The sequence below is a fragment of the Terrabacter sp. AAH1 genome (assembly GCF_054456855.1).
Genome location: NZ_JBTJJV010000001.1, coordinates 385,820 through 410,907, shown reverse-complemented (window position 1 = coordinate 410,907; position 25,088 = coordinate 385,820). Strand labels below are relative to the sequence as shown.

23 protein-coding genes are annotated in these 25,088 nt (G+C 71.4%); 8 read left to right on the top strand and 15 right to left on the bottom strand.

Annotated features, from left to right (window positions below):
* Nucleotides 1-108: 108 nt before the first annotated feature.
* On the top strand, nt 109-1,143 hold the full coding sequence (locus ACXR8F_RS01900) for a 4-hydroxy-3-methylbut-2-enyl diphosphate reductase (protein WP_458798535.1): 1,035 nt from the start codon (nt 109-111) through the stop codon (nt 1,141-1,143).
* Between the two features lie 55 nt (nt 1,144-1,198).
* Here ACXR8F_RS01900 and ACXR8F_RS01895 read toward each other — a convergent pair whose 3' ends face one another.
* The gene (locus tag ACXR8F_RS01895) at nt 1,199-2,902 is read right to left on the bottom strand and encodes a substrate-binding domain-containing protein (protein WP_458798534.1); all 1,704 of its coding nucleotides are present in this window, start codon (nt 2,900-2,902) and stop codon (nt 1,199-1,201) included.
* An 87-nt stretch (nt 2,903-2,989) separates the two neighbouring features.
* The gene (locus tag ACXR8F_RS01890) at nt 2,990-4,180 is read right to left on the bottom strand and encodes a DNA recombination protein RmuC (protein ID WP_458798532.1); all 1,191 of its coding nucleotides are present in this window, start codon (nt 4,178-4,180) and stop codon (nt 2,990-2,992) included.
* Between the two features lie 85 nt (nt 4,181-4,265).
* Here ACXR8F_RS01890 and ACXR8F_RS01885 point away from each other — a divergent pair, with 85 nt between their 5' ends.
* From ACXR8F_RS01885 to ACXR8F_RS01865, 5 genes are all read left to right on the top strand, one after another.
* Nucleotides 4,266-5,105: a thioesterase family protein gene (locus tag ACXR8F_RS01885; protein ID WP_045191854.1), complete on the top strand. Its 840-nt coding sequence runs from the start codon at nt 4,266-4,268 to the stop codon at nt 5,103-5,105.
* A gap of 13 nt (nt 5,106-5,118) precedes the next feature.
* Complete coding sequence (locus ACXR8F_RS01880; RefSeq protein ID WP_458798531.1) at nt 5,119-5,658, top strand: histidine phosphatase family protein; 540 nt, start codon at nt 5,119-5,121, stop codon at nt 5,656-5,658.
* Between the two features lie 64 nt (nt 5,659-5,722).
* Complete coding sequence (ychF, locus tag ACXR8F_RS01875) at nt 5,723-6,808, top strand: redox-regulated ATPase YchF (protein WP_458798530.1); 1,086 nt, start codon at nt 5,723-5,725, stop codon at nt 6,806-6,808.
* Nucleotides 6,809-6,885: 77 nt separating this feature from the next.
* Nucleotides 6,886-7,695 carry a DinB family protein gene (locus ACXR8F_RS01870; RefSeq protein ID WP_458798529.1) on the top strand — a complete coding sequence of 270 codons (810 nt, stop codon included), beginning with the start codon at nt 6,886-6,888 and terminating at the stop codon, nt 7,693-7,695.
* A 9-nt stretch (nt 7,696-7,704) separates the two neighbouring features.
* Nucleotides 7,705-8,064 (top strand): ArsC/Spx/MgsR family protein, encoded by a 360-nt coding sequence (locus ACXR8F_RS01865; RefSeq protein ID WP_458798528.1) that lies wholly within the window; start codon nt 7,705-7,707, stop codon nt 8,062-8,064.
* A 57-nt stretch (nt 8,065-8,121) separates the two neighbouring features.
* On the opposite strand, the gene ACXR8F_RS01860 is transcribed toward ACXR8F_RS01865, so the two are convergent.
* A complete protein-coding gene (locus ACXR8F_RS01860) occupies nt 8,122-9,414 on the bottom strand; it encodes a DUF1479 domain-containing protein (RefSeq protein ID WP_458798527.1) in 1,293 nt (430 codons plus the stop codon).
* An 88-nt stretch (nt 9,415-9,502) separates the two neighbouring features.
* On the opposite strand from ACXR8F_RS01860, the gene ACXR8F_RS01855 reads away from it, so the two are divergent.
* Nucleotides 9,503-10,675, top strand: a complete 1,173-nt coding sequence (locus ACXR8F_RS01855) for an ROK family protein (RefSeq protein WP_458798526.1) — start codon at nt 9,503-9,505, stop codon at nt 10,673-10,675.
* A 20-nt stretch (nt 10,676-10,695) separates the two neighbouring features.
* Here ACXR8F_RS01855 and ACXR8F_RS01850 read toward each other — a convergent pair whose 3' ends face one another.
* Nucleotides 10,696-11,568, bottom strand: coding sequence for an alpha/beta fold hydrolase (locus ACXR8F_RS01850; protein WP_045191846.1), 873 nt, complete (start codon nt 11,566-11,568; stop codon nt 10,696-10,698).
* A gap of 290 nt (nt 11,569-11,858) precedes the next feature.
* A complete protein-coding gene (locus ACXR8F_RS01845) occupies nt 11,859-12,698 on the bottom strand; it encodes a class I SAM-dependent methyltransferase (protein WP_458798525.1) in 840 nt (279 codons plus the stop codon).
* A 205-nt stretch (nt 12,699-12,903) separates the two neighbouring features.
* Here ACXR8F_RS01845 and ACXR8F_RS01840 point away from each other — a divergent pair, with 205 nt between their 5' ends.
* Complete coding sequence (locus tag ACXR8F_RS01840) at nt 12,904-13,578, top strand: winged helix-turn-helix transcriptional regulator (RefSeq protein ID WP_458798524.1); 675 nt, start codon at nt 12,904-12,906, stop codon at nt 13,576-13,578.
* Between the two features lie 75 nt (nt 13,579-13,653).
* On the opposite strand, the gene ACXR8F_RS01835 is transcribed toward ACXR8F_RS01840, so the two are convergent.
* From ACXR8F_RS01835 to ACXR8F_RS01790, 10 genes are all read right to left on the bottom strand, one after another.
* On the bottom strand, nt 13,654-14,373 hold the full coding sequence (locus tag ACXR8F_RS01835; protein ID WP_458798523.1) for a DsbA family oxidoreductase: 720 nt from the start codon (nt 14,371-14,373) through the stop codon (nt 13,654-13,656).
* A gap of 132 nt (nt 14,374-14,505) precedes the next feature.
* Nucleotides 14,506-15,618, bottom strand: coding sequence for an ABC transporter ATP-binding protein (locus tag ACXR8F_RS01830; protein WP_458798522.1), 1,113 nt, complete (start codon nt 15,616-15,618; stop codon nt 14,506-14,508).
* A 67-nt stretch (nt 15,619-15,685) separates the two neighbouring features.
* Complete coding sequence (locus ACXR8F_RS01825) at nt 15,686-16,831, bottom strand: ABC transporter ATP-binding protein (protein WP_458798521.1); 1,146 nt, start codon at nt 16,829-16,831, stop codon at nt 15,686-15,688.
* Nucleotides 16,828-17,829 carry an ABC transporter permease gene (locus ACXR8F_RS01820; RefSeq protein WP_458798520.1) on the bottom strand — a complete coding sequence of 334 codons (1,002 nt, stop codon included), beginning with the start codon at nt 17,827-17,829 and terminating at the stop codon, nt 16,828-16,830. Before ACXR8F_RS01820 ends, ACXR8F_RS01825 begins: the two co-directional genes overlap by 4 nt.
* A 125-nt stretch (nt 17,830-17,954) precedes the next feature.
* The gene (locus ACXR8F_RS01815; RefSeq protein ID WP_458798519.1) at nt 17,955-19,736 is read right to left on the bottom strand and encodes an ABC transporter substrate-binding protein; all 1,782 of its coding nucleotides are present in this window, start codon (nt 19,734-19,736) and stop codon (nt 17,955-17,957) included.
* A gap of 52 nt (nt 19,737-19,788) precedes the next feature.
* Nucleotides 19,789-20,781: an ABC transporter permease gene (locus ACXR8F_RS01810; protein WP_458798518.1), complete on the bottom strand. Its 993-nt coding sequence runs from the start codon at nt 20,779-20,781 to the stop codon at nt 19,789-19,791.
* 272 nt (nt 20,782-21,053) lie between these two features.
* Nucleotides 21,054-22,079 carry a hemolysin family protein gene (locus tag ACXR8F_RS01805; protein ID WP_458798517.1) on the bottom strand — a complete coding sequence of 342 codons (1,026 nt, stop codon included), beginning with the start codon at nt 22,077-22,079 and terminating at the stop codon, nt 21,054-21,056.
* The gene (locus ACXR8F_RS01800) at nt 22,076-23,677 is read right to left on the bottom strand and encodes a hemolysin family protein (RefSeq protein WP_458798516.1); all 1,602 of its coding nucleotides are present in this window, start codon (nt 23,675-23,677) and stop codon (nt 22,076-22,078) included. The genes ACXR8F_RS01805 and ACXR8F_RS01800 overlap by 4 nt, the downstream gene beginning before the upstream one ends.
* Nucleotides 23,678-23,807: 130 nt before the next feature.
* Nucleotides 23,808-24,113, bottom strand: a complete 306-nt coding sequence (locus ACXR8F_RS01795) for a 4a-hydroxytetrahydrobiopterin dehydratase (RefSeq protein WP_458798515.1) — start codon at nt 24,111-24,113, stop codon at nt 23,808-23,810.
* A gap of 70 nt (nt 24,114-24,183) precedes the next feature.
* Nucleotides 24,184-25,062 carry an aminoglycoside phosphotransferase family protein gene (locus ACXR8F_RS01790; RefSeq protein WP_458798514.1) on the bottom strand — a complete coding sequence of 293 codons (879 nt, stop codon included), beginning with the start codon at nt 25,060-25,062 and terminating at the stop codon, nt 24,184-24,186.
* Nucleotides 25,063-25,088: the final 26 nt, after the last annotated feature.

Here is a 25,088-nt window from a genome sequence, read left to right as displayed (position 1 = left end):
CACAACCCTCCGGCACCTCCTCCCGGTGGGCTGCGGCCTGCTCGGTCGGTCGCCCGGGCGGGACCGGGGGATCGGGGCGGGCTGTGAGCAGCCCTCTACGATGGGGCCATGATCCAGCCCGCCGACCAGACGTCCGCCAAGAAGGTCCTCCTCGCGGCGCCGCGCGGCTACTGCGCCGGCGTCGACCGGGCCGTCGTGACCGTCGAGAAGGCCCTCGAGCTCTACGGCCCGCCCGTCTACGTGCGCAAGCAGATCGTGCACAACAAGCACGTCGTCACCACGCTCGAGAAGCGCGGCGCCATCTTCGTCGACGAGACCGACGAGGTGCCCGAGGGCGCGACCGTCATCTTCTCGGCGCACGGCGTCGCGCCGGTCGTCCACGAGGAGGCGAAGGCCCGCAGCCTCAAGACGATCGACGCCACCTGCCCCCTCGTGACGAAGGTGCACCGCGAGGCGGTGCGGTTCGCCGACGACGACTTCGACATCCTGCTCATCGGCCACGAGGGCCACGAGGAGGTCGTCGGCACGGCCGGTGAGGCGCCCGAGCACATCACCCTCGTCGACGGTCCCGACGACGTCGAGAACGTCACCGTCCGCGACCCCGAGAAGGTCGTGTGGCTCTCGCAGACCACGCTGTCGGTCGACGAGACGATGCAGACGGTCGCGCGCCTCAAGGAGAAGTTCCCCGCCCTGCAGAGCCCGCCCTCCGACGACATCTGCTACGCCACCCAGAACCGCCAGCTCGCGGTCAAGCAGATGGCCAAGGACACCGACCTCATGATCGTCGTCGGGTCGCGCAACTCCTCGAACTCGGTGCGCCTGGTCGAGGTGGCCCTCGAGCACGGCGCGCGTGACGGGCACCTCGTCGACTTCGCCGACGAGATCCAGGAGGAGTGGCTCGAGGGTGTGGGCACCGTCGGGGTCACCTCCGGCGCGAGCGTGCCGGAGGTGCTGGTGCGCGACGTGCTGAGCTGGCTCGCCGAGCGCGGCTACGCCGACGTGGAGGCGGTGGTCGCCGCGGAGGAGTCGCTGCTCTTCTCACTGCCCAACGAGCTGCGCCGCGACCTCAAGGCCCGCAAGGGTGAGGACTCGGGCACGGTGCGCCACGACGCCGCCTTCGAGGACGCCGGCTCGCTCCACTGAGAGCCCGGTGCCCCGAGCGGGCGGCCGGGGGCCGTCCGGCGGCCACCGCGGGCGGTCAGCCCCCGAGGGCGCTGACGAGGGCCGGCTGCAACCGGTCCAGCGACGGGGCGGCGACGAACTGGCCCCCGGTGATGGCCACGACCTGGCGCATCGCCGAAGCCTCGACGCGGTCGCCGAGGCCGAGCACGACGAGCCGCACCGGTCGCGCGGGGTCCTTCGCGGCGGTCAGCCGCTGCTTGAGCAGCTCGAGGCTCAGGCCGAAGTCGTCCTCGTTGGGGCCGTCGACGACCATGACCACCGTGTTGGTGTAGCCGGCCCGCCACGTGCTCTTCGCGCGGTCGTAGGTCGACGCGATCGTGTCGTAGAGGCCGCTGCCACCGCCGACGAAGGAGTCCAGACCGGCCACCGCCTTGTCGAAGCCGGCGACCCGCGCGGCGTCGCCGAGCGGGGTGTAGTCGACGAGCTGGCGGAAGTCGTCACCGCGTGCGCCGATGTGCTGCGAGTAGATCCACAGCGACGCGGTGGTGTCGGGGTTCGCACCGCCGACGGCGCGGACGGTCGCGCGCTGGAGGACGTCGAGCCGCTTGCCCTCCTTGTCGCGTTCGAGCATCGAGCCGGAGACGTCGACGGCGATCAGCGCCTGGGTGCGCTTCGACGAGGCTGCCCAGAGACTCGACGCCGTGGCGAGCGGGGCGCCGCCGGCCTCGCCGGCGACCGAGATCGTGCCGTAGAGGGGTGAGGGCTGGGCCGGATCGCCCGCCTTCGTGCGGAAGCCGCTGTCCTGCAGCAGCTTTCGGGTGCCGTCCGACGTCAGGTGCTTCTGCAGTGCCGCCACGAGGGGCTTCTTCGCGGCGTCCGTGGCGAGCGAGACGACCGAGTACTCCACGGCGGGGGCTCCCTCGGCCGGGGCCACGGCGGCCAGGGACTGGTCGGGGTGCGCGGTGTTCCAGGCGACGAGCTGGGGCAGCGTGACCGCGGCGCCGACGCGCCCGTCCGACGTCGCCACCTCCTCCAGCGAGACGGCGCTGCCGGACGCCCCGGCAGCAGCGGCGACGGCTCGCAGGCGTGCCTGCGGCACCAGCGGAACCGCGACCGAGGCGGCCGCCTGGCCGACCGCGGAGCGGCGCGGGTCGGGGATCCGGATCTGCACCGACCCGCCCAGCAGGTCGGCCCAGCCCAGGCGGTTGCCGAGGGCGGACGCCTGGGCGTCCTTCATGGCGATGACGACGGCGCTGGAGGCGAAGGGCTCACCGGCGTCGAGGCCGGCACCCGAGACGCTGCTCGCCCGGTTCAGCCAGGTCGTCGAGTCGGTGACCCAGGCGTCGGGGCGCCCGGCGCCGACGAGCGAACCCGCCACCGCGTAGGGCTCGTCGGAGTCGACGGTGAAGGCGGCACACGGGGCATCGGGTTGCTTGGCGAGGTCGTCGACCGCGGCAGCGAGGGCCGGGGCGATCGCAGGCGCTGCCGACACCCGGACCTTGACGGGGTCGGTGCACGACGTGGGCCGCGGGGCCGTCGTGGGCAACGCGGTCGGGACGTCGGAGGCTCCGAGGTAGCGGTACGCGCCGTAGCCCAGGCCCGCGACGACCACGGCGACGGCGACGCCGACGGCCACGCGCGTGCGCCGACGTCGCCTCGCCCGCTCACGCACGGCGGCCTCGACCCGCTCGCGCGACTCGCGCAGGCTCTGCTCGTACGGTCCGACGCGTCGACCCGGACCGCCGGGCCGCTCAGGACCCGGGCCCCCCGCCCCGGTCACGCTGCACCTGTTCTCACGCGCGTATTTTCCGTTGCCGCCCAACGGGTGTCCATTTTCCGGACAAAACGGACATCGACCGCCGAGTCGTCAGGCCGACTGCTCGCCGCGCTCGCCGGCGGCGCGCTCGAGGAAGGCGTCGTCGCGGGCGTCGCGGCCCAGGTCGTCGGTGAGCTCGGCCGAGCTGAGCGACCGGGGCGCCACCTCGAGGGGGAGGAGCTCGGGCGGCCGTTCGCTCGTCAGGTGCAGCTCGTGCATGCGTCGCGCCGTGACGAGCACCCTCGACTCCAGGGTGCCGACGAACTTGTTGTACTGCTCGACCGAGCGCGAGAGCGACTGGCCCATCGTGGTCACGTGCCCGCCGAGCGTGGCGAGCCGCGCGTAGAGGTCCTGGCCGATGACCAGCAGCTCGCGGGCGTTCTGCTCGAGCGCGTCCTGCTGCCAGATGGCGCCGATGGTGCGCAGCACCGCGAAGAGGGTGCCGGGGGAGGCCAGCACGACCTTGCGGGCCAGGGCGTGCTCGTAGAGGCCGGGGTCGTCGGCGAGCGCGGTCGCGAGGATGGCCTCGCCGGGCACGAAGCACACGACGACCTCGGGCGACCGGTCGAAGGCCGTCCAGTACGCCTTGGCGGCGAGGCTCTCGACGTGGCGTCGCAGCGACGTGGCGTGGGCCGCGAGCAGCTCGGCCCGCTCGACCTCGGACACGGTGTCGCCGTGCGCCTGGAGGAAGTGGGCCATCGGCGCCTTGGAGTCCACGACGACGTGGCGCGAGCCCGGGAGGTTGATCACGGCATCGGGCCGCACCGTCGCGCCGTGGCGGCTCACGCGGGTGACCTGCTCGTCGAAGTCGCAGCGCGCGATGAGTCCCGACAGCTCGAGCACCCGGCGCAGCTGCACCTCGCCCCAGGCGCCGCGCACCGTCGAGGCGTTGAGGGCGCTCGCGAGCGTCGCCGTCTCGGAACGGAGCGACTCGGTGGAGCGGCCCACCTCGGTGAGACGCTCGCCCAGCTGGCCGAACTGCACGGAGCGGTCACGCTCGAGCGCGCCGACCTGGCGCTCCACGCGCCCGATGGTGTCGCGCAGCGGGGCGAGGAGGGCCGCCGTCGCGTCGTCTACCTCGCGTGCGGCCTCGAGGTCGCCGACGCGCTCGCGCAGCACGTCACGCTCGGCCTCGGCCGCAGCGGACCGGGCGAGCAGGGCCGACCGTGCCGCGAGCCAGGCGACGACGGCGCCGACCAGTCCGCCGAGGAGGAGCCCGACGAGCAGCGCGGTGGTGTCCATGCGCACACCGTCGCAGAGGGCGCCGACAGTGGCGGAGGCGACACCCCGGCATACGGGGTCGGGTGCGTCTGTTAGACCTTGACCCGTGAGCGAGTACGACGACGCGACCCGGCTCGAGGCCGGCGACGACCCGACGACGTGGCACGGGACCTTCCACGAGGAGTGGATGATCGGCAACGCCGTCAACGGCGGCCTCGTCATGGCCACCGCGCTGCGTGCCCTCGGCGGGCACCTCGATGCCGACCCGACCGAGACCACCGAGCACGTCGACCCGGTGGTGCTCTCCGCCTACTTCATGACCGCCTCCCGGCCCGGCCCCTTCACCGTCACCACCGAGGTGATGCGCTGCGGCCGCACGCTCTCGACCGGGCAGATGGCGATCCACCAGGCGGGCGACGACGGGCAGCCGGTCGAGCGCATGCGGGCCATCGGGTCCTTCGGCAACCTCACCGACCTCGAGGTGCAGCGCCAGGCCGGCCCACCGGACCTGCCGCCGCCCGACCGGTGCCTCTCCGCCGAGCAGGCGCCACCCGACTTCCTCGCGAACGCGAAGTTCCTCGAGCGCCTCGACCTGCGCCTCGACCCCTCGACGGCCGGCTGGGCCCTCGGCAAGCCGTCGATGCGCGGCGTCATGCGTGGCTGGCTGCGGCTGCGCGACGGCCGCGAGCCCGACACGACGATGCTCATGATGGCGCTCGACGCGCTCCCCCCGGTGGCGTTCGACCTCGGCCTGCTCGGCTGGACCCCGACCCTCGAGTTCACCGGCCACATCCGCCGCCGTCCCGCGCCCGGGTGGCTGCGGGTCTCGCTGTCGAGCGAGACGCTCGGCGGCGGGATGATGGAGGAGGACGCCCTGATCTGGGACTCCGCCGGCAACCTCGTGGCCCAGTCACGCCAGCTCTGCGGCGTGCGGATGCCGCGCTGAGGGGAGCCGCTCCGTGGCCGTCGAGCTCGTCTACGAGACCCACTCGATCACCGAGGACAACGAGGCGGGGATCGCCACCGGCTGGCTGCCGGGACGCCTGTCCGCCCAAGGCCGCAGCCTTGCTGCAGAGCTGGGGCGGCGTCGCCCGGCCGGCGGGTTCGCGGCCGTCTGGAGCTCCGACCTCGGTCGTGCCGTCGAGACCACGCACCTCGCGTATGCCGGCAGCGGGGTGCCGCTCGTCGCCGACGAGCGCCTGCGCGAGTGCGACTACGGCGTGCTCAACGGCGGGACCGTCGCCGACCTCGACCGCGTGCGACTCGACCACGTCGACGTCCCGTTCCCCGGTGGCGGGCAGAGCTACCGCGACGTCGTCGAGGCCACGGCGACCGTCCTCGACGACCTGCGGCGTCACCACGAGGGGCAGCGCGTGCTCCTCGTCGCCCACTCGGCCAACCGGTGGGCGCTGCAGCACCTCCTCGACGGGACGCCGCTCGAGCAGCTCGTCGGTGCCCCGTTCGCCTGGCAGCCCGGCTGGGAGTGGACGCTCGAGTGATGCGGGCCGCACGGCAGGCGGCGTGGTCCGGAGCCGGTCCCAGCGCCGGTAGACTCCTGACCCCGTGGCACTCACCATCGGAATCGTCGGTCTCCCCAATGTCGGCAAGTCGACGCTCTTCAACGCGCTGACCAAGAACAACGTGCTCGCCGCGAACTACCCGTTCGCGACGATCGAGCCCAACGTCGGCGTCGTACCGCTGCCCGACGCCCGGCTCGGTGCGCTCGCCGAGATCTTCGGGTCCGAGAAGATCCTGCCCGCGACCGTGAGCTTCGTCGACATCGCCGGCATCGTGCGTGGCGCGAGCGAGGGCGAGGGCCTGGGCAACAAGTTCCTCGCCAACATCCGCGAGGCCGACGCCATCTGCCAGGTCGTGCGCGCCTTCGAGGACGGCGACGTGGTGCACGTCGACGGCAAGGTCAGCCCGGCCGGCGACATCGAGACGATCCACACCGAGCTCATCCTCGCCGACCTCCAGACCCTCGAGAAGGCGGTGCCGCGCCTCGAGAAGGAGGCCCGGATCAACAAGGACAAGAAGGCGACCCTCGAGCTCGCGCAGGCCGCGCAGAAGATCCTCGAGGAGGGCCACACCCTGTACGCCGCTGCCGCGGCCGCGGGCATCGACCTCGGCGAGGCCAAGCAGCTCGGACTCCTCACGACGAAGCCGTTCATCTACGTCTTCAACCTCGACGAGGACCAGCTCTCCGACGCCGAGCTGCAGGCCTCCCTGCGCGAGCTCGCGACGCCCGCCGACGCGGTCTTCCTCAACGCCAAGCTCGAGATGGACCTCATGGAGATGGAGCCCGAGGAAGCGCTCGAGCTGCTCCAGAGCTTCGGCGCCGACGAGTCGGGCCTCGACCAGCTCGCCCGCACCGGCTTCCACACCCTCGGCCTGCAGACCTACCTCACGGCCGGCCCCAAGGAGTCGCGCGCCTGGACGATCGGCAAGGGCTGGACCGCCCCGCAGGCGGCCGGCGTCATCCACACCGACTTCAAGCGCGGCTTCATCAAGGCCGAGGTCGTCAGCTTCGACGACCTCGTGTCGGCCGGCTCGATGAACGCGGCCAAGGCGGCCGGCAAGGTGCGCATCGAGGGCAAGGACTACGTCATGGCCGACGGCGACGTGGTGGAGTTCCGCTTCAACGTGTAGCCGGCCTTCCCCCTGCGGTCGCCGTTCGGGGGGTCGCCCGCGTATGCCGTGTCGGCGGGCCGTGCCATGGTCTCCCCATGGACGACGGGCGGGTCGAGGACGCGGACACGGGTGGACGTGACGGGCTGGGAGGGCAGGAGGGCCGTGGCGCACGGCTGGTGCGCGACCGGAACCTGCGCGGCACGCGTTTCGTCGGGTGCGACCTGAGCGGGGTCGTCGTGCGGGGCAGCGAGGTCGCGGGCATGGAGGTGGACTCGCCGTGGCTGATGAAGGGCGGCGCCCGCCTGCTCGTCAACGGCGTGGACGTCGTCCCCCTCGTCGACGCGGAGCTGAACCGTCGCTTCCCCGGCCGCGAGCTGCGGTCGGCGACGAGTCCCGCCGGCCTGCGTGACGCCTGGGCGGCGGTGGAGGCTGCGTGGGAGGCCACGCTCGCGCGCGCGACGGCGATGGCTCCGGGCGCCGTCGACTCCTCGGTGGACGGCGAGTGGTCGCTGGCGCAGACCCTGAGGCACCTGGTCACGGCCACCGACACGTGGCTCGGTCGGGGCGTCCTGGGCCTCGACCAGCCCTTCCATCCGCTGGGGCTGCCCAACGACGACGGTGAGACGCAGGCCCACCACGCGTCGGCATTCACGGACCGCACGCCGACCCACTCGGAGATCCTCGAGGCCCGGGCCGGACGCCAGGCGATGGTGCGAGAGCACCTGGCGGGCATCTCGTCTGCCGGGCTCGCCGAGCCACGACGCAACCCGCACGCTCCCGAGGTCGACGAGACCGTCCTGTCGTGCCTGCACACGATCCTCGAGGAGGAGTGGGAGCACCACCGTTACGCGGTTCGTGACCTCGACGTGCTGGCCGCAGCCTCGGACCCGGGCGCAGCGCACTAGGGTCGGCGCATGACCGACGACCTGACGATCATGCACAACAACCGGTGCTCCACCTCGCGAGCCGCGGTGGAGCGCATCGAGGAGGCCCACCTGCAGGCCGAGGTCGTGGACTACCTTCGCGACCCGCTCGACGCCACGGCCCTCGGGGCGTTGCTCGACAAGCTGGAGGACGCGCCGGGCGACCTCGTGCGACGTGACTCCCACTTCGCCGAGCTCGGACTGACCGACGCCGACGTCGCGACGCGCGAGCAGGTCGTCGCGGTGCTGGCCGAGCACCCGCGGCTCATGCAGCGTCCGGTCCTGGTGCGGGGCGACCGGGCGATCATCGGACGGCCGAAGGAGCGCGTCGCGGCCTTCCTGGCCGACTGACCTGTCGGCCCGGAGGCCGCGCCGGGGAGAGGCGCGGGCTCCGGGGGCGGGGGCCGGTCAGCCGAGACCGAGCCCCCGGCGGCCGGTGGCGTTGAGCTGCTCGGGCGCGAACCGGTCGGGCCAGCTGCGCTCGTAGTGCTCCTCCGGGAAGTCGCTTGGGCTGGAACCGCTGAGGAACGCCTCGAGGACGTCGGCGGCATACCGCTCGTTGCGCTCGCACCACGGGGCGGCGGGGACGTACATGACGTTGCCCCAGCCCTGCTGGTCGCGGACCGGTGCGACGCTGTGGATCATGTCGCAGTGCCACCACACCGAGTCGCCCGCCCGGACGTCCGGGATGCCGCTCAGCGCCTCGAGCAGCAGCGGGTGCCACTTCTCGCTGGCGGGGAAGACCTGGTTGGTGCTGACGCCGCACATCTCGTCGTCGGGGACGTCGGCGAGCAGGGGGCGGAGCATCAGGTAGGCCATCGCCTCCGGGATCGGCACGGTGTGCAGCACGCCCTGGTCGTGCGCCATGTCGGACAGGGCGGTCCAGCCCTGGAAGGTGCGGAAGGCGGAGCACATCGTGGTGCCGGGGTACTGCGGGCCGGCGGTGCGGTGCGCGGCATCCCACGGGTCGTAGTCCTCGACGGTGCCGTCGAAGAGGTGCCGGAAGGCCTGCTGGTAGGCCTGGGTCATCCAGAGGTCGAGCGTGCCCGGGTCGCAGTGGGCGCCGAGGCCGTCGGAGTCGGCGCCCGGCGGACGGCGGCGGATGCGGTCGGGGTAGAGCGAGTCGCGGTCGGGGTCGAACCAGGTCGTGCCCTCGGACTCGTGCTTCCACTGGCTGTTGAGGAAGGACTGCACGGTCGCCATGCGCTCGCTCTGGCGGGCCTCCATCTGCGCGGGGGACCAGTAGATGGGGTAGATCTCGGGCTTGGAGCCGACGCTGCCGAAGAAGTCGTCGCCCGGGCCGCGGTAGCTGTCGAAGAACCCGTTGCCCTCGACGTAGGCGACGATGCCGGCGTCCCAGGCGAGCGCCTGCTCGCGCGGGAAGTGGCCGCGCACGACGAGGCACCCGCGCCGCCGGAGCGCCGCCAGCCGGTCGGGGGCCACCGTGCCGTCGGCGATGTCGGCGTAGTCGATGACGGGCCAGACCTCCTCGCCACTGTCCTTCGCGGCGCGGATCTCGGCGACACGCTCGGCGATCTGCCGCTCGACGACCGCGAAGACCTCCTCGACGCTACGGCCGGACGCCTCGATGCGCGCCCGGAGGGCCTGCTTGACCTCACGGACGGCTCGGGGGAGGTCGTCAGGCGTCGTCTCCCAGTGCGGCAGGGCGGCGACGGACGGGGTGGCGGGGGCTGCGGTCATGGCGCGCTTCCTTTGGTGAGGACTCCTTACGAAGTAGACGGTAGCGCTCCTCAGATGTTTGGGCAAGAGTCCTAACTAGGATGTGTCCATGTCTTCCGCGAAGCCCAGCCTCGAGCTGCTGAGGTCTCTCACCGACGAGCACGTGCTGCGGGCCCTGATGGGTCGCCCGAGACTGACCCGGGCCGAGGTGGCGGCGCTGACCGGCATCTCCAAGCCGACGATCTCCGAGGCGTTCCGCCGGCTCGAGCAGGCCGGAGCCGTCGTCGACACGGGGGAGCGCAGCCACGGTCGCGGCAGGGCTGGCACCTACTACTCCCTCTCGCCCGCCTGCGGGCTCGCACTCGTCGTCAGCATCACGCCCCAGGGCGTCGTCGCGGAGACGGTCGACGCCCTCGGCCGCGTGGCCGCCGCGGCCGAGGTGCCCCTCGACCGCGGCACCGACGCCGGCGGCGCCGCCCGAGGGGTGGTGGAGGCGGTGGCCGCGGTGGCTCGCGAGGCCGGGACGCTTCGCGTGCGCGCGGCTGCCGTCAGTGCCGCAGACCCCGTCGACCGCGCGTCCGGCAGGCTCGTCCACCTGCCCGACTCGCCCTTTCTCGTCGGCGACCTCGACCCCGCGTCGTTGCTCCGCGGGGTGGTCGACGGGCCGGTTCTCGTCGACAACGACGTCAACTGGGCGGCGAGGGCCGAGCAGGCGGCCGAGGTTGGCAGGGCGGTCAGTGCTACAGGTGCAGCCGGTGCCGCTGGTGCTGCCGGCCCGTCGGACGACTTCGTCTACCTCTACCTCGACGAAGGGCTCGGGTGCGCCGTCGTCACAGATGGCGCGGTGCGGCGCGGCCACGCAGGCCTTGCCGGCGAGATCGCGCACGTCGTCACGACCGGGCCCGACGGCCGGGCCATGCCGCTGACCGAGGTGTTCGCCCGGTTGGGCCTGCGCCGCGAGGGGTCCACCGCGATCGAGGTCGAGGCGGTGCGCGCCGCAGACGGCGTGACTCTGGCCGCGCTCGCCACGGCCGTGTGCGGCGTGCTGTCCGCGGCCGTCGCGCTCGCCGACCCGGAGATGGTCGTCGTGGGCGGGACGTGGGGCCGTCACGCGGCCTTCGTCGCCGAGCTGTCCCGTCAGGCCGCCGGGCTACCGCGACCCGTGCACCTGGTCGCAGCCAACGTCGGCCCGCGGCCGCAGCTCGCGGGCGCGAGGTCCGCCGCCCTCGAGCGGCTGCGCGACGTCATCGTCGACAGCGCTCGCGACCCGGCCGCCCGCTAGCGCCGCGCCGACGGCCGCCGTCAGCTCGCGGTCTCCGTCATGTCGGGCCCGGTCGTCGCGATGAAGTCGCGCAGCAGGTCGGCGAACCGCTCGGGGTCGTCCAGGTGGGGGAAGTGACCGGCGCCCTCGAAGAGCTCGACGCGGCACCCGGGGATCGCCTCCTCAGCCCGTGCGGCGTGCCGGGACGGGATGACCATGTCGTCCGTGCCCCAGATGACGAGCACGGGCAGCCCCGCGAGGTCGGGCAGGTACTCGCGAGCCGTCACCGTCTGGCCGCGGGTGTCCATGACGGCGCGCGTCGTCGTGAGGAAGGCCCGGCGGCTCTCGGCGTCGCTCAGCCGCGCGAAGCCGTCCCAGGCGGCGCGCATGTCGTGGCTGGCCCGCCAGCCTGCGCGCGCCATCGTGCGGCCGATCGTCTCCACCCGACCGCGCACCCAACCGGAGGCGAGGGCCGGCAGCACCCACTCGGCGCCGGGCAGCGTCACGGCCCGCAGGGCGGGGTTGACCTCCCGCCCGAGCCCCCCGCTGCCGACGAGCACGAGCCGTTCGACGCGCTCCGGGAAGAGGTAGCAGAACTCGAGGGAGATGCCGCCGCCCAGCGAGTGGCCCACCAAGGTCACCCGGTCGATGCCGAGGCGGTCGATGAGGTCGCGCAGCGTGGCGGCGTGCGTGGCGAGCGAGTAGTCGCCGTTCGTGTTGGCCGAGGCGCCGTGACCGAAGAGGTCGGGCACCACGACGCGGTGCCGGTCGTCGAGGCGGTCGACGAGGTGCCCCCAGCTCGTGTGCGACCCGAGCAGTCCGTGGACAAAGAGGATCGTCTCACCGGCCCCGCTGTCGACGAACGACAGGGCGTGCCCGTGCAGTGAGATCACCTGCGGTTGTAGCGCGCTCACGACACCCCCTCGCGTCCGCGTAACCCCTGCTTCGAGGTTAGCGCCGCAACCGGGCGCGCATGACGAAATCGACCGTGGCGGCCCCGACGCCGCCTGCTCACCGGGCAGTTGCCTGTGTTCGCGCTCAGCTTTGACGAGATCGACGTCACGACGTTCACCGTCGGCTTGCCCAGCGGCTCGGTGGTGCCGACGCCCCCGAGAGCCGCGTCTGACCCGACCGATCGCCCGACGCACCTGGAGGGCGACCGCACACCGGATCCGATGAGCGGCCGCCCTCAGGAGGGGTCGCGTCAGGTCGCGCGACGGGCCGTGACCAGCAGGTACTCCCACCGCATCGGGCCGCCGTCGGCGAGCGCCTCCCGACCGAGGTCGGCCAGCGCGTTGTCGAGGGCGGCGACCTTCGCGGCGTCGTCGGCGATCAGCCCGTAGGTGGCGATCGTCGGCCCGTACGTGCGCTTGAAGAAGTCGCGGAACTCCTCGCCGCTCGTGAAAGGCACTGCGAGAGTGCGCCTCTCGGCGGTGAGCCCGTTCACACGGGCGCCGAGGAGGTCGCGCACGTGCGCCTCGCTACCCCACAGCGGCGGGGGCTGTGCCCCCGGAGGTGGCGGGGCGGCATACGGCCTCATGGCGGCGAACATCCGCCCGATGAATCCCTCGGGCGTCCAGCTGACGAGCCCGATGGTCCCGCCGGGCCTGACGACCCGCACGAGCTCTGCCGACGAGCGCTCGTGGTGCGGCGCGAACATCACGCCCACGCACGACATGACGACGTCGAAGGACGCGTCGGCGTACGGCAACGCCTCGGCGTCACCCTGCTCCCAAGCCAGGTCGAGACCGGCGGCCTCCGCGAGCCTCCGGCCCACCTCGAGCAGCTCGGGCGCGAGGTCGCTGGCGATGACCTCGGCGCCCGCGCGGGCAGCCGGGATGGCAGCGTTGCCCGACCCGGCTGCGACATCGAGGACCCGCTGGCCGGAGGTGACCCCACAGGCGTCCACGAGGACTCGGCCGAGCTCGGGGATCACCTCCCGCGCCACCGCCGGGTAGTCGCCCAGAGCCCACATCGCCGCGTGCCGGGCCTTGAGTGCTGCGTCCGCGGCTGCGGCCTCAGACGTCACTGCGTGCGTTGTCATGCGGTGTCCCTCCATCGTGGTCGGCCCGGTGCTTCCCCCGTCGGCCGGACGGCGTCGTCGCCCTCCACACCAAGAGTCGGCCTCCGCGCCGTCGCAGCCCAGTACACGTTGTGGACTGACGCGGTCCACAACCAGGACCGATACTGGGAAGGCCGCTGCCGGTGAGAGGGAGGCGGCCACTCGTCCAGCACGACCGGAGGTGGGCATGGGACGGCACGACCCCGGCGCCGGGCAGTACTGCCCGATCTCGCGAACGCTCGACGTCGTGGGAGAGCGCTGGTCGCTGCTCATCCTGCGCGACATGATGACCGGCACGACCCGCTTCAACGACCTTGCTCGGGGCCTGCCCGGGCTCTCGCGCACGCTCCTGACGAAGCGACTTCGCCACCTCGAGCGCTTCGGTGTCGTCGAGCGCTCAGGTACACGCTACGTGCTGTCACCGTCGGGACGGGCCCTCGAGCCGGTCGTCTTCGGCATGGCGCAGTGGGGCGCGGAGTGGATGTTCGGCGACCCCCAGCCCGAGGAGCTCGACGCCCAGCTGCTCGTGTGGTGGATGCACACCCGCGTCGACACCTCGGGCCTCGATGGCGACCGGCACGTCCTGCACGTGCGTTTCGCCGACGACGCTCGGCGGTTCTGGATCCTCGTCGAGCACGGCACCCCGTCGGTCTGCATGGCCGACCCCGGGTTCCCCGTCGACGTGACCATCAGCTCGGACGTCGCGTCGCTGTATGCCGTCTGGCTGGGGCGAGTGCCGCTGCCCGTGGCGATCCGCTCGGGTCGTGTCTCGCTCGAGGGGCCGACGCGGGTGACCCGGCGTCTCGACGAGGTGCTTCAGCTGAGCCCCGTGGCGCCGTTCGTCGCGGCCGCGGTGCTCTGACGCGATCCCGCGGACTCGGGCTCCCGGCAGGGTTCGGGCCCAGGGGCCGGTACGGGCCCAGGAGCCGGTACGGCCTCAGCAGCCGGCGGGGCCGCAGGCTGCGGCGTCGGTCGCGTCGGTAGCGACCCCACTCGTGACGGGCTGGAGCATGACGACGGGGTGCGACTCCCGCCACGCCTGCTCGAGCGCCTGTGCGAAGAGCTCGGTGGGCTGGGCGCCGGAGATTCCGTACTTCGCGTCGATCACGAAGAAGGGCACGCCGCGGATGCCGAGCTGCTGTGCAGCGGTGATGTCGGCGACGACGTGCTCGCGCCACCGGTGGCCATCGAGGTCACGCACGATCCCGTCGGCGTCAAGGCCGGCCTCGACCCCGATGCGCACGAGCACGTCACGGTCACCGATGTCCTCGCCGTGCTCGAAGTGGGCCGACAGCAGGGCCTCCTTCACGGCGTCGCCGACCCCCCGGGCCTTGGCGAGGTGGAGCAGCTCGTGGCCCGCGAAGCTGTTGGCGACCACGACGGAGTCGAAGTCGTAGGCGAGACCCTCGTCGGCGGCGATCGCGGTCACCTGGTCGAACATCCGGCTGACCTGGTCGCGGGACATGCCCTTGCGGCCGACGAGGTAGTCGAGCTCGGTGCCGTCGTGGTGCTCGGGCAGGGCGGGGTCGAGCTGGTAGCTGCGCCAGTGCACCTCGACCTCGTCGCGGTGGGGGAAGGCGGCCAGCGCCTTCTCGAAGCGGCGCTTGCCGATGTAGCACCAAGGGCAGGCAACGTCAGACCAGATCTCGACCTTCATGGAAACTTCAACCGTCGATGTGGTCCATTGCTTCCCGTCCCCTGAGGCTGCCCCGGCTGACGGACCCGCGAAGTGACCGCACCCGTACGACATGCGGCCCCTCGCGTGAGGTGCTTCAGCTCGGGTGGTTCGTCAGCCGTCGTCGATGACGTTGTCGCGGGTGCTGTCCAGCGCGCCCGCGGGCCGCGCGGTGGTTGCCTCAGACGATGCCTTCGAAGCCGGGGCGTCGACGTTCTCGGGGAAGTGGCAGGCGACCTCGTGGCCCGGCGCGAGCTGAACGAGCGGCGGCTCCTGCGTCTTGCAGATCTCCTGGGCCTTCCAGCAGCGGGTGTGGAAGCGGCAGGCCGGCGGCGGGTTGACCGGGCTCGGCACGTCGCCCTCGAGCCGGATCCGCTCGCGCTTGGTGCGTCGCTCGGTGTCAGGAACGGGAACCGCCGAGAGGAGCGCCGTGGTGTACGGGTGCATCGGCCGTGTGTAGAGCTCGTCGCAGTCAGCGATCTCGACGAGCTTGCCGAGATACATGACCGCGACCCTGTCGGACATGTGGCGCACCACCGACAGGTCGTGCGCGATGACGACGTAGGTGAGGCCCAGCTCGTCCTGGAGATCCTCGAGGAGGTTGATGACCTGCGCCTGGATCGAGACATCGAGAGCCGACACGGGCTCGTCGGCGACGATGAGCTTCGGTCTCAGGGCGAGCGACCGCGCGATGCCGATGCGCTGGCGCTGGCCACCGGAGAACTCGTGGGGGTATCGGTTGTAGTGCTCAGGGCTGAGACCGACGACCTCGAGCAGCTCCTGCACCGTGGCCTTGATGCCCTTATCGGTCTTGATGTTCTGAAGGTGGAAGGGGGCCCCGACGATCGTGCCCACCGTGTGGCGGGGGTTCAACGAGCTGTAAGGGTCCTGGAAGATCATCTGCACGTCGCGCCGCAGCGGACGTAGCTTCGCGGTGGACCAGTGGGTGATGTCCTCGCCCTCGAGGAGCAGCTGCCCGTCCGTCGGCTCGATCAGGCGGGTCAGCATCCGACCCGTGGTCGTCTTGCCACAGCCCGACTCGCCGACGAGCGCGAGAGTCTCGCCGCGGCTGACGTCGAAGTGGAGGCCATCGACGGCCTGGACCGCGCCGACCTGGCGCTGGAGGAGGCCGCGACGGATCGGGAAGTGCTTCGTCAGGCCTCGGACCTGAAGCAGGGCCTCCCCAGCCTCCTTCGACGCGGTGGGCTCGACGTGGGTGCTGGTCACGATGTGGCTCCTGTGCTGTGGTCGCGTGGCGGGCGACCGGACGGGGCGTGGATGAGGGGTGAGGAGGTCACAGCGTCGGCCGGATCTCGATCTCCCAGATGGACTGCTTGTCCTCCTGGGAGAGGTGGCAGGCGGAGTAGTGCCCCCTGATCCCCTCGGCGAAGGGGGGCCGCTCGGTCTGGCTCAGGCCACCGGTGCGGTCGGCGTAGGCGCAGCGCGGGTGGAACGGGCAGCCCGACGGCACGTTGATCAAGCTCGGCGGGGCACCCTTGATCGGCCGCAACCGCTCGGTGCGTTCGCGGTCGAGGCGCGGCATGGAGCTGAGCAGCCCCCACGTGTACGGGTGCTGCGGCTCGCGGAAGACGGCGTCGGCGTTGCTGTACTCGACGCCACGGCCGGCATACATCACCATGATGTCGTCGGAGAGCTCGGCGACGACGCCGAGGTCGTGCGTGATGATGATGACCGCCGAGTTGAACTCGGCCTGCAGGTCGCGGATGAGGTCGAGGATCTGCGCCTGGACCGTCACGTCGAGCGCCGTCGTCGGCTCGTCGGCGATGAGCAGGTCGGGGTCGCACGACAGGGCCATCGCGATCATGGCGCGCTGGCGCATGCCGCCGGAAAACTGGTGCGGGTAGTCGTCGACGCGGGTGTTGGGCTGCGGAATGCCGACGCGGTCGAGCATGTCGATCGCGTGTTTGCGCGCGACCTGGGTGCTCACCTGGTGGTGAACCTTGTAAGCCTCGATGATCTGGTGGCCCACTGTGTAGAACGGGTGCATCGCCGACAGGGGGTCCTGGAAGATCATCGCCATGCGCTTGCCACGCAGCGAGCGCACCTTCTCGCTTCCGGCACCTATGAGCTCCTCGCCGCCGAGCAGGATCGAGCCGGTCATGCGGACCGTGCCGGGCTTGTGCAGGCCCATGATCGACATGCTCGTGACGCTCTTGCCCGAGCCCGACTCGCCCACGATTCCGAGGGTCTTGCCGCGCGCCAGGTCGAAGGACAGTCCGTCAACCGACTTGACGATGCCGTCGTCGGTTGGGAAGTGCACCCGCAGGTCGCGTACTGACAGGAACGCCTCAGCGGCCGGGGCGCCGAGGCCGCCGATGCCGTCGGAACTGACCGTCGTTCCGGCGCGCCGGCTGCGCCGACGGTCCTGCTTCTCGGCGGACGGAGCGGTCGGGGCGGTCTGGTTGGTGGGCTCGCTCATGCGGTGCGCACTCTCGGGTCGACGACGGCATACAGGAGGTCAACGACCAAGTTCGCCACGATGATGAAGGTGGCGCCGAGGATGGTCACACCAAGCACCTTGGGGAGGTCGTTGTTGTTGATGGCATCGACTGCGTACTTGCCGATGCCGTTGAGGGAGAACGTGGTCTCGGTGAGGATCGCGCCGCCGAGAAGCAGGCCGAGGTCGAGTCCGAAGATCGTGAGGATCGGCGTCAGGGCCGCGCGGAGGCCATGCTTGACGACGACGTCGCGCTCACGCAGACCCTTGGCGCGGGCTGTCCGGATGTAGTCCTCGTTCATCGTCTCGAGCATTCCAGCGCGGGTCAGGCGGGCGTACGCGGCTGCGTAGAGGAAGGAGAGAGTGATCCAGGGCAGCAGCAGGTTGTACGCCCATTGGGCGGGGTTCTCCTGCAGCGGTGTGAAGCTGCCGCCCTGGGCAGTCCAGCCCAAGCCATAGCTGAAGATTGACAGCGACAGCAGCCCGGTGAAGAAGATCGGGAGCGAGACACCGGCGAGTGCGACGCCCATGGCGGAGCGGTCGAGCGCGCTGCCACGGCGCAGGGCGGACACGACGCCGGTGGCGACGCCGCCGAGCAGCCAGAGGACCGCGGCTCCGGACGCCAGGGACAAGGTCACCGGGAGCCGGTCGAGCAGGTCGGGAAGTACGGGGTTCTGCGTGATGAATGAGTAGCCGAGGCAGGGTGCCGGGCACTGGTCGATGGCGGCGCCGGTGTTGTACTCGGAGCCGGCCACGAGGCCCTTGGCGAACCGCCCGTACTGGACCCAGATCGGGTCGGTGAAGCCGAGGCGGACGGCCGCCTCGTGGATCTGCGCCGGGCCCGCGCTCTTGCCGACGTAGCGGGAGGCCAGGTCGTCGGCCGTCGCGCCGCCGATGCGTGGCACGAGGAAGAAGATGGCAAAGGTGACCGCGCTCACGACGAAGAGCAGGACGATGGCGCCGAGGACGCGCCGGATCATGTACGTCAGCAAGGGGATCGGCCGGACGCGGTGGCGGCGGACTGTGAGCCCACCGCCACCGCGTCTGCGCCTTCACCTACTTTCAGGTGGGTCGGGCGTGGTGCGATGACGGGCGAGGGGTCGTATTACTGCTTGACGCCCATCGCGGCGTAGTCGTACATCGTGAAGCCGTCGTTGACGAAGACGTTCGTGATCGTGTCGGGACGGAAGAGCAGACCCTTCGACCAGACACCGGGGATGACGGCAGCGGCCTCCATGACCGACTTGTCGACGGTGCCCCAGATCTCCTCACGCTTGGTCTGGTCGTTCTCGGCCATCGCCTTGTCGATGCCGGCGTCGACCGCTGGCACCTTGATGCCGAGGTTCGTGTTACCGGACGGGCGGATGACGCGGCTGTCGACGATCTGGCTCAGGAAGCCGAAGCCGTCGGGCCAGTCAGCGCCCCAGCCGTAGACGATGATGCCGAGCTTGTTGGCCTTGGCGTAGTCCGGCTTGCCGGCGTACAGCTTCGTGTAGTCGGCGGTCGGGTACGGCTTGATCGTCAGCTTGATACCGACCTTGGCCAGCGACTGCTGGAGCGACTCGGCGGTCGCCTTCTCCTTCGGGCGCTCCGAGCGGTAGGAGATGTTGGTCTCGAAACCGTTCGGCTGGCCGCACTTGGCGAGCGCGGCCTTCGCACCCTCGACGTCGCCCTGGGGCTTGTTCGCGAAGTCGTAGAGATCCATGTCCAAGTGACCCGGGACGTTCGGCGGCATCAGGCTCGTGGCGATGTCGCCACCGGTCTTGCCACCGTATGCGCGCTGGTAGCCCGTCTTGTCGTAGGCAAGCACGATCGCCTTGCGGCAGTCGATGTTGTCGAGCGGCGCGACGTCGCTGTTGAGCACCGAGAACCAGGTGCGGGCCGCCGACGCGTTGTCGGTCTTGGCCTTGAGGGTCGGGTCGGCGAGGATCTTGCCCTGCGACTCGGCCTGCACGCCGGTGCCGGCGATGTCGACGTCGAGGCCACCGCTCTGGAGGCGGTTGTCGATGTCGGGTGCGTTGAGACCGAGCTCGACGGTGATCTTGTCGGGAAGCGCCTTGCGGCCGCTCTCGGGGTCGGTCGCCGGGTCGTAGTTCGTGTTGCGGTCGAGCTCGATGCGCTTGCCCTGCTGGTACACCGTGAACTTGTACGGGCCGCTCGAGATCACGTGCTCCTTGTACTTCGTGCCGGTGTCCTTGGCCTGAGGTACGGGAGCCGTGGAGGGCAGCTGGGCGAAGTAGTCGAAGCCGGCGAAGCCGGTCTTCAGCTTGAAGACGATCGTCTTGTCGTCGGGCGTCTCGATCGACTTGAGGTTGTCGAGGTTCTTGTCCTTGTAGACCGAGTAGCCGTCGGGGACGTCGGCCAGGAAGTCGTTGAAGTACGTAGGGCCGTTCGGCAGGGTGTCCTTGTCGAGCGAGCGGGCGACGGCGTACTTGACGTCCTTGCTCGTGATGGGCGACCCGTCCTCGTACTTCAGGCCGTCGCGCAGCGTGTAGGTCCAGGTCTTGTTGCCGTCGCTCGGCTTACCGAGGGAGGTGGCGAGGTCAGGGACGAGCTTGGCGCCCTCCGCGCCCGGGGCTGCCTTGAAGACGACGAGGGTGCGGGCGTAGTTGCGCAGGAAGTTCCAGGACAGGCCGTAGTAGGTGTCCCCGGGGTCGACGGAGTCCCAGTCACCGGCCATGCCGAAGCGGAGCGTGCCGCCCTTCTTGTCGGAGGCGTTGAAGATCTTGCCGATCGCGGCGTCGGCGGCGGGCTGCGCAGAGCTTCCCCCACCACTGCCACCGGTGCCGGAGCCTCCGCCCGTGTTGCTGGCACTGCCGCCACAGGCGGACAGCCCCAGGGCCAGGGCCGCCGCCGCGGCGACTGCCATGATGCGTGTCTTCTTCATCGTTGTTTGCGCTCCTTGCTTTCGGTACAGCGGGAAGTGCGGGTCGCGGAGGTTACCGGGACCGTGGGTCGAGGGCGTCACGCAAGCCGTCCCCGAACAGGTTGAAGGCGAGAACCGTCACGAAGATGGCCAGGCCTGGCGGGAGCATGAACCAGGGGTCGACCTGGTACCAGCGCGCCGCGTCGGCGAGCATGCCTCCCCATGTGGCACGGGGCGGCTGCACACCGACTCCGAGGTAGGACAGAGCCGCCTCGAAGAGGATGTTGCTCGGAATGAGCAGGGTCGCGTAGACGAGGATCGGCGCGACGAGGTTGGGCAGCAGCTCCTTGACCAGGATGTAGGGAGTGCGAGCTCCCATGCTGCGGGCCGCGTCGACGAATTCGCGCTCGCGCAGCGACAGCGTCTGGCCGCGGACGATGCGCCCGATGTAGGGCCAGTTGAAGAAGCCGATGATGAAGACGATGACGGCGATGCGCAGCGCGTCTCCCCGGAGGCCGAACGCCGCGTCGGGGATGACACCGACGAGGGCGAGCGCGAACACGATGAGCGGGAACGCCAGGAAGATGTCCATGAGGCGGCTGATCAGGCCGTCCACCGCACCACCGACGAAGCCGGCGATGACGCCCATGGCGGTGCCGATGACGACCGAGAGCAAGGTGGCGAGGAAGGCGATCAGGAGCGAGATCTGCGAGCCGTAGAGCACCCGGCTGAACAGGTCGCGGCCGTTGACCGGCTCGACGCCGAAGAGGAAGTCCCACGAGACACCCCCGAACCGCGCCGTCGGAACCTGCAGGTCGGGGTCGACGAGCTCTTGGTGGAACTCGTTGGGGTCGTGGCCGAGCACGCCGACGATGAAGGGTGCGAAGACGGCGACCAGGATGAGGAAGAGGACGAAGAACCCGCCCCCGAGCGCGACCTTGTCGCGCTTGAGTCGCGCCCACGCGATCTGGCCGAGCGAGCGACCCTCGATCCGCTTCTCGCCCACGAGCACCGACTCTGGTGCCGCCGTCGCGGCTCCGGGTTCGGTCTCCAGCGGAGTGCTCACGTGCCGTCACCTCCGGGTCGTGATCGGTGCCGGGGACCGGTCGGCCGCCAACATGCTGATGTGCAGCCGCAACCTACCGTCCCCCACGACCGCGCGCCCCATCTTTCAACGGCTCGGCACGGGCAGCAACCGACGTGGCCGAATCGTGACGCGGTGGATATCTTCCGGCGATCTGGCCCGCGCAGCCGGAAGATTGCCCGCCGCAGGGTCGCGCGTGCGACCCGGCAGTGGTCTGTCGGGGAGTGTCCTCGTGTGTCCGCCTACGCCGGTGGCTAGGCGTCGGCGGACATGTCGGTCTCGTCCTCGAACGTGCCGAGGACGCGTTCGAGGAGGTCCTCCATCGTGACGAGGCCGACCGGCCCCGAAGGCCCGTCGACGATGACGAGCTGGGCGTGCGCGGCCCGCATCAGCGACACGGTGTCGAGCAGCGACAGTCCCTGGTCGACGTGCAGGGCGGGCACCGTCACGGTGGTGACGGGGGCGTGCGCCGACGCGCGCAGGATGTCGCGCACGTGGGCGAGGCCGACCGGCGTGCCACCCTCGCGCACGACGAGCCGCGATCGGCCCGTGTCGCGCGAGACGGCCTCGGCCTCCGCGCAGCTGGCGGTCGTCGGCACACCGACCGCCTGGCTCATCGGAACGAGGACCTCGGTGAGCGGGGTCGTGTCGAGGTCGAGCGCGCCGGCGAGCACGCGGTGCTCCGGCTCGGCGAGCATGCCGTGCTCCTTCGAGCTGGCGATGAGCAGCTGCAGCTCCTTGGGCCCGTGCACCTGGCCGAGCTCGTCCTGGGGGGTGACCCCCACGAGGCGCAGGCACCCGTTGGCCATGGCGTTGAGCAGGCTGAGGGCCGGCCGCGCGACCCACGCGAAGCCGCGGAAGGGCAGTGCCAGCATCACTGCCGAGCGCTCGGGGTGGGCGATGGCCCACGACTTGGGAGCCATCTCGCCGACGACCATGTGAAGGAAGACGACGATGCCCACCGCAAGCACGACCGAGACCACGTAGGCCGCCGCGTCGGGGACGCGTGCGAACGTGAACACCGGGGTCAGCAGCTCGGCGACGGCGGGCTTGGCGAGCGAGCCGAGGCCGAGCGTGCAGAGCGTGATGCCGAGCTGGGCCCCGGCGAGCATGAGCGACAGCTCGCGGTTTGCCCTCACGGCGGCCCGAGCGGCGACGCTGCCGCGTTCGGCGAGGTCCTCGAGCCGGTGGCGCTTGCTCGCGACGATGGCGAACTCGGCCGCGACGAAGAAGGCGTTGAGCACCAGCAGGAGCAGCGAGACGAGGAGGGCGGTGATCATCGGCCGGCCTCCGACCGCTCGTCGGCCGGCGCGTTCGGCTCGGTGTCCTCCGCGGCGAGGTCGGCGTCGAGGGCCTCGAGGTCGGACATGAGGTCGAGCACCTCGACCCGCACCGACGAGGGCACGTGCCGCTCGACCGCCGCGACCGTGAGGCGCACGGAGACCCGCAGGCGCCGGGGCTCCTCGTCGTCGCGCTCGTCGTCGCGCGCATCGCCACGTCTGTCGTCGCGGTCGCCGTCGCCGTCGCGGTCGCCCGCGCCGTCGAGGCGCGCCTCGGCGTCTCCGAGATCGCCTGCGGCAGAGCGTGGTTCGTGGTCGACGGCTTCGACGAGGTCGTGGCGGTGATCCGCGACGACGTCGCGCTTCGCCTCGACGACGACCACGTCGCCGAGGACGGCCGTGCGTCCGAGGTGCTCGAGGATCAGGCCGCTGAGCGTGGAGTACTCGTCGCTGCTCGTCAGCGCCAGCTCGCTGGCGGTCTCGAGCTCGTCGAGGCGCAGGTGCCCGGGCACCACCCACGTGTCGGGACCGGTCTCGACGACGCCCGGCTGCGGAGCGTCGTCCTCGTCGAGGATGTCGCCGACGACCTCCTCGGCGATGTCCTCGAAGGTGACGATGCCGGCGAAGCCGCCGTGCTCGTCGACGACGACGGCCAGCTGCCGGTGGTCGGCGCGGATCTGCTCCAGAACGCGGGGGAGCGGGGCGCTCGTCGGCACGACGGTCGGGTCGGAGACGACGGAGCCGACGGTGGTCGTGGCGCGTCGCGACGGCTCGACCGAGAGCACCTCGGCGATGCCGGCCACGCCGACGATGTCGTCACCGTCGCGCCCGGTGACCGGGAAGCGGGACCAGCCGGTGTCGAGCAGCTCGACGAGGTGCGCCACCGTCGCGTCCGCGCGTACGGTCGTGACGCGTACGCGAGGGGTCATGACGTCGCCGGCATCGAGCTCCCGGAAGCGCAGCCCGCCCTCGAGCACCTCCGAGAGGTCGTCGTCGAGCAGACCGCCGGCGTGCGACTCGTCGATGATCCGCGTGAGGTCCTCGGCGGTGGCGCCGTGCTCGAGCTCCTCGACGGGCTCGATGCCCACCTTGCGCAGCAGGCTCGTCGACGCGCGGTCGAAGAGGCGGACGACGGGGCCCGACACCTTGAGGTAGACGAGTGTCGAGCGGCTGAGGGCCCGGGCGAGGGGCACGGTGCGCGCGATGGCGAGGTTCTTGGGCGCGAGCTCGCCGAAGACCATCTGCACGACGGTCGAGAAGACGAGGACGGCGGTGACCGAGAGGCTCAGCCGGGCGGCATACGACATGTCGGGGTCGAGCAGCTCGGCGAGCCCCTCGCCGACGAGCGGCTCGGACACGTAGCCGACGAGCAGGGCCGTCACGGTGATGCCGAACTGCGCGGCCGACAGGGTGAACGACAGCTGCGACGTGACGCGCATCGCGCGCTCGGCCGCCGCGTCACCCTCGTCGGCGAGCTGCTTGAGGGCGTTGCGGTCGACGGCGACGTAGGCGAACTCCTGCGCCACGAAGTAGCCGGTCGCCGCGGTGAGGGCGAGGATCAGCAGGATGCCCAGGCCGATGCCGAGGGCGGTGCTCATGCGATCACCACCCGGACGAGCAGGTGGTGGGGCGAGGACGGCCGGACGGGGTCCGGCCAGGGACTATGGCCCTCCCGTGACTCGGCGCGCGAGCCGGAGCGTGAGTGCGGTCGCATGAGGCAATCCTAAGTTACGACGCGGTCGCGCCCCGGCGCGCGGCCTCCTGGCTGATCTGGTGGGCCAGCTCGATGTCGAGCTGCGTCAGGCCGCCCTCCGAGTGCGTCGAGAGCGCGAAGCGCACGGTGCGCCAGCGGATGTCGATGTCGGGGTGGTGGTCCATCGCCTCGGCGGCAGCGCCCACCTCCTGCACCAGGGCGATCCCCGTGAGGAACGCCGGAGCCTCGTAGGAGGCCCGGATCGTGTCGCCGTCACGCGTCCAGCCGGGCAGGTCGCCGAGCTGTCGCTCGATCTCCTCGTCGGTGAGCAGTCGTGTCATGCCCCCAGTAAACCCCTGACGTATGCCGTGTGCCGGGCCGAGCTCACCGGCGCGAGCCATGCCGCGCCGATCACCACTGCGCGAGGACGCGGTACGCGGGCAGCAGGAAGTGGTCGGGATCCCGGCGGGCGAGCCAGAGCACGTTGTCGACTGCCACGGCCTGCGTCAGGGCCTGCGCGAGGGCGCGGTCGAGCCCGCCGGCCTCGGCCAGCCGGTCGAGGCGACGGCGCAGGTGCGCGCTGGGGTCGCCGGTCGCCACCGCGTCCGCGAAGCGGTTGCGGAGGGCCGCGACGACCTCGACCTCACGCGTCCCGGCGCGGGGAAGCGGATCGATGACGACCCAGGGTCGCCCGCTCCCGCGCGGTCCGGCCAGCACGTTGTCGTAGTGCAGGTCGAAGTGCAGCAGCTCGTGGCCCTCGGTCGGCAAGCGCCTCAGGTCGGCTCCGGTCGCCGCCAGGGTGTCCAGGGCCTGCTCGACCTGCCCGGCGCCCACCTCCGGGGCGTCGAAGCGGTGCTCGACGATCGCTGCGGCGATCCGGTCGAGCTCGTCGGCCAGCAGTGGGGTGCCATCCGGTGCGGCGACGTGTGCCAGGTCAGCGAGGCACCGGGCCAATACGGCGTCGGCCTCGTCGATGCCCGGCAGCCCGCTGAGCGGCGTGGGACCGAGCCGTTCGAGAAGGAGCGCGCCCCGGTGCTCGTCGACGAGCCGCACGACCCGTGCCCGGGCCCGCGCGTGCGCGGCGGCCCAGGCGCGCAGGGCAGGGCCCTCGGAGGTCGCCGGGTGGTGGGCGTCCGTGACCTTGACCACCCAGCGCTCACCCGCCGGTCCGACGACGGGCCACACGCGGCCCATCCACCCGCGCACCACGGCGCCGTCCGGCCGGGCGGACCATCGCGCGAGCAGCTCCTCCGGTGGCCCCGCGGGAGGGTCCTCGACAGCGGGCCGCATGCGCACCAGTAAACCCTCCTCACGTG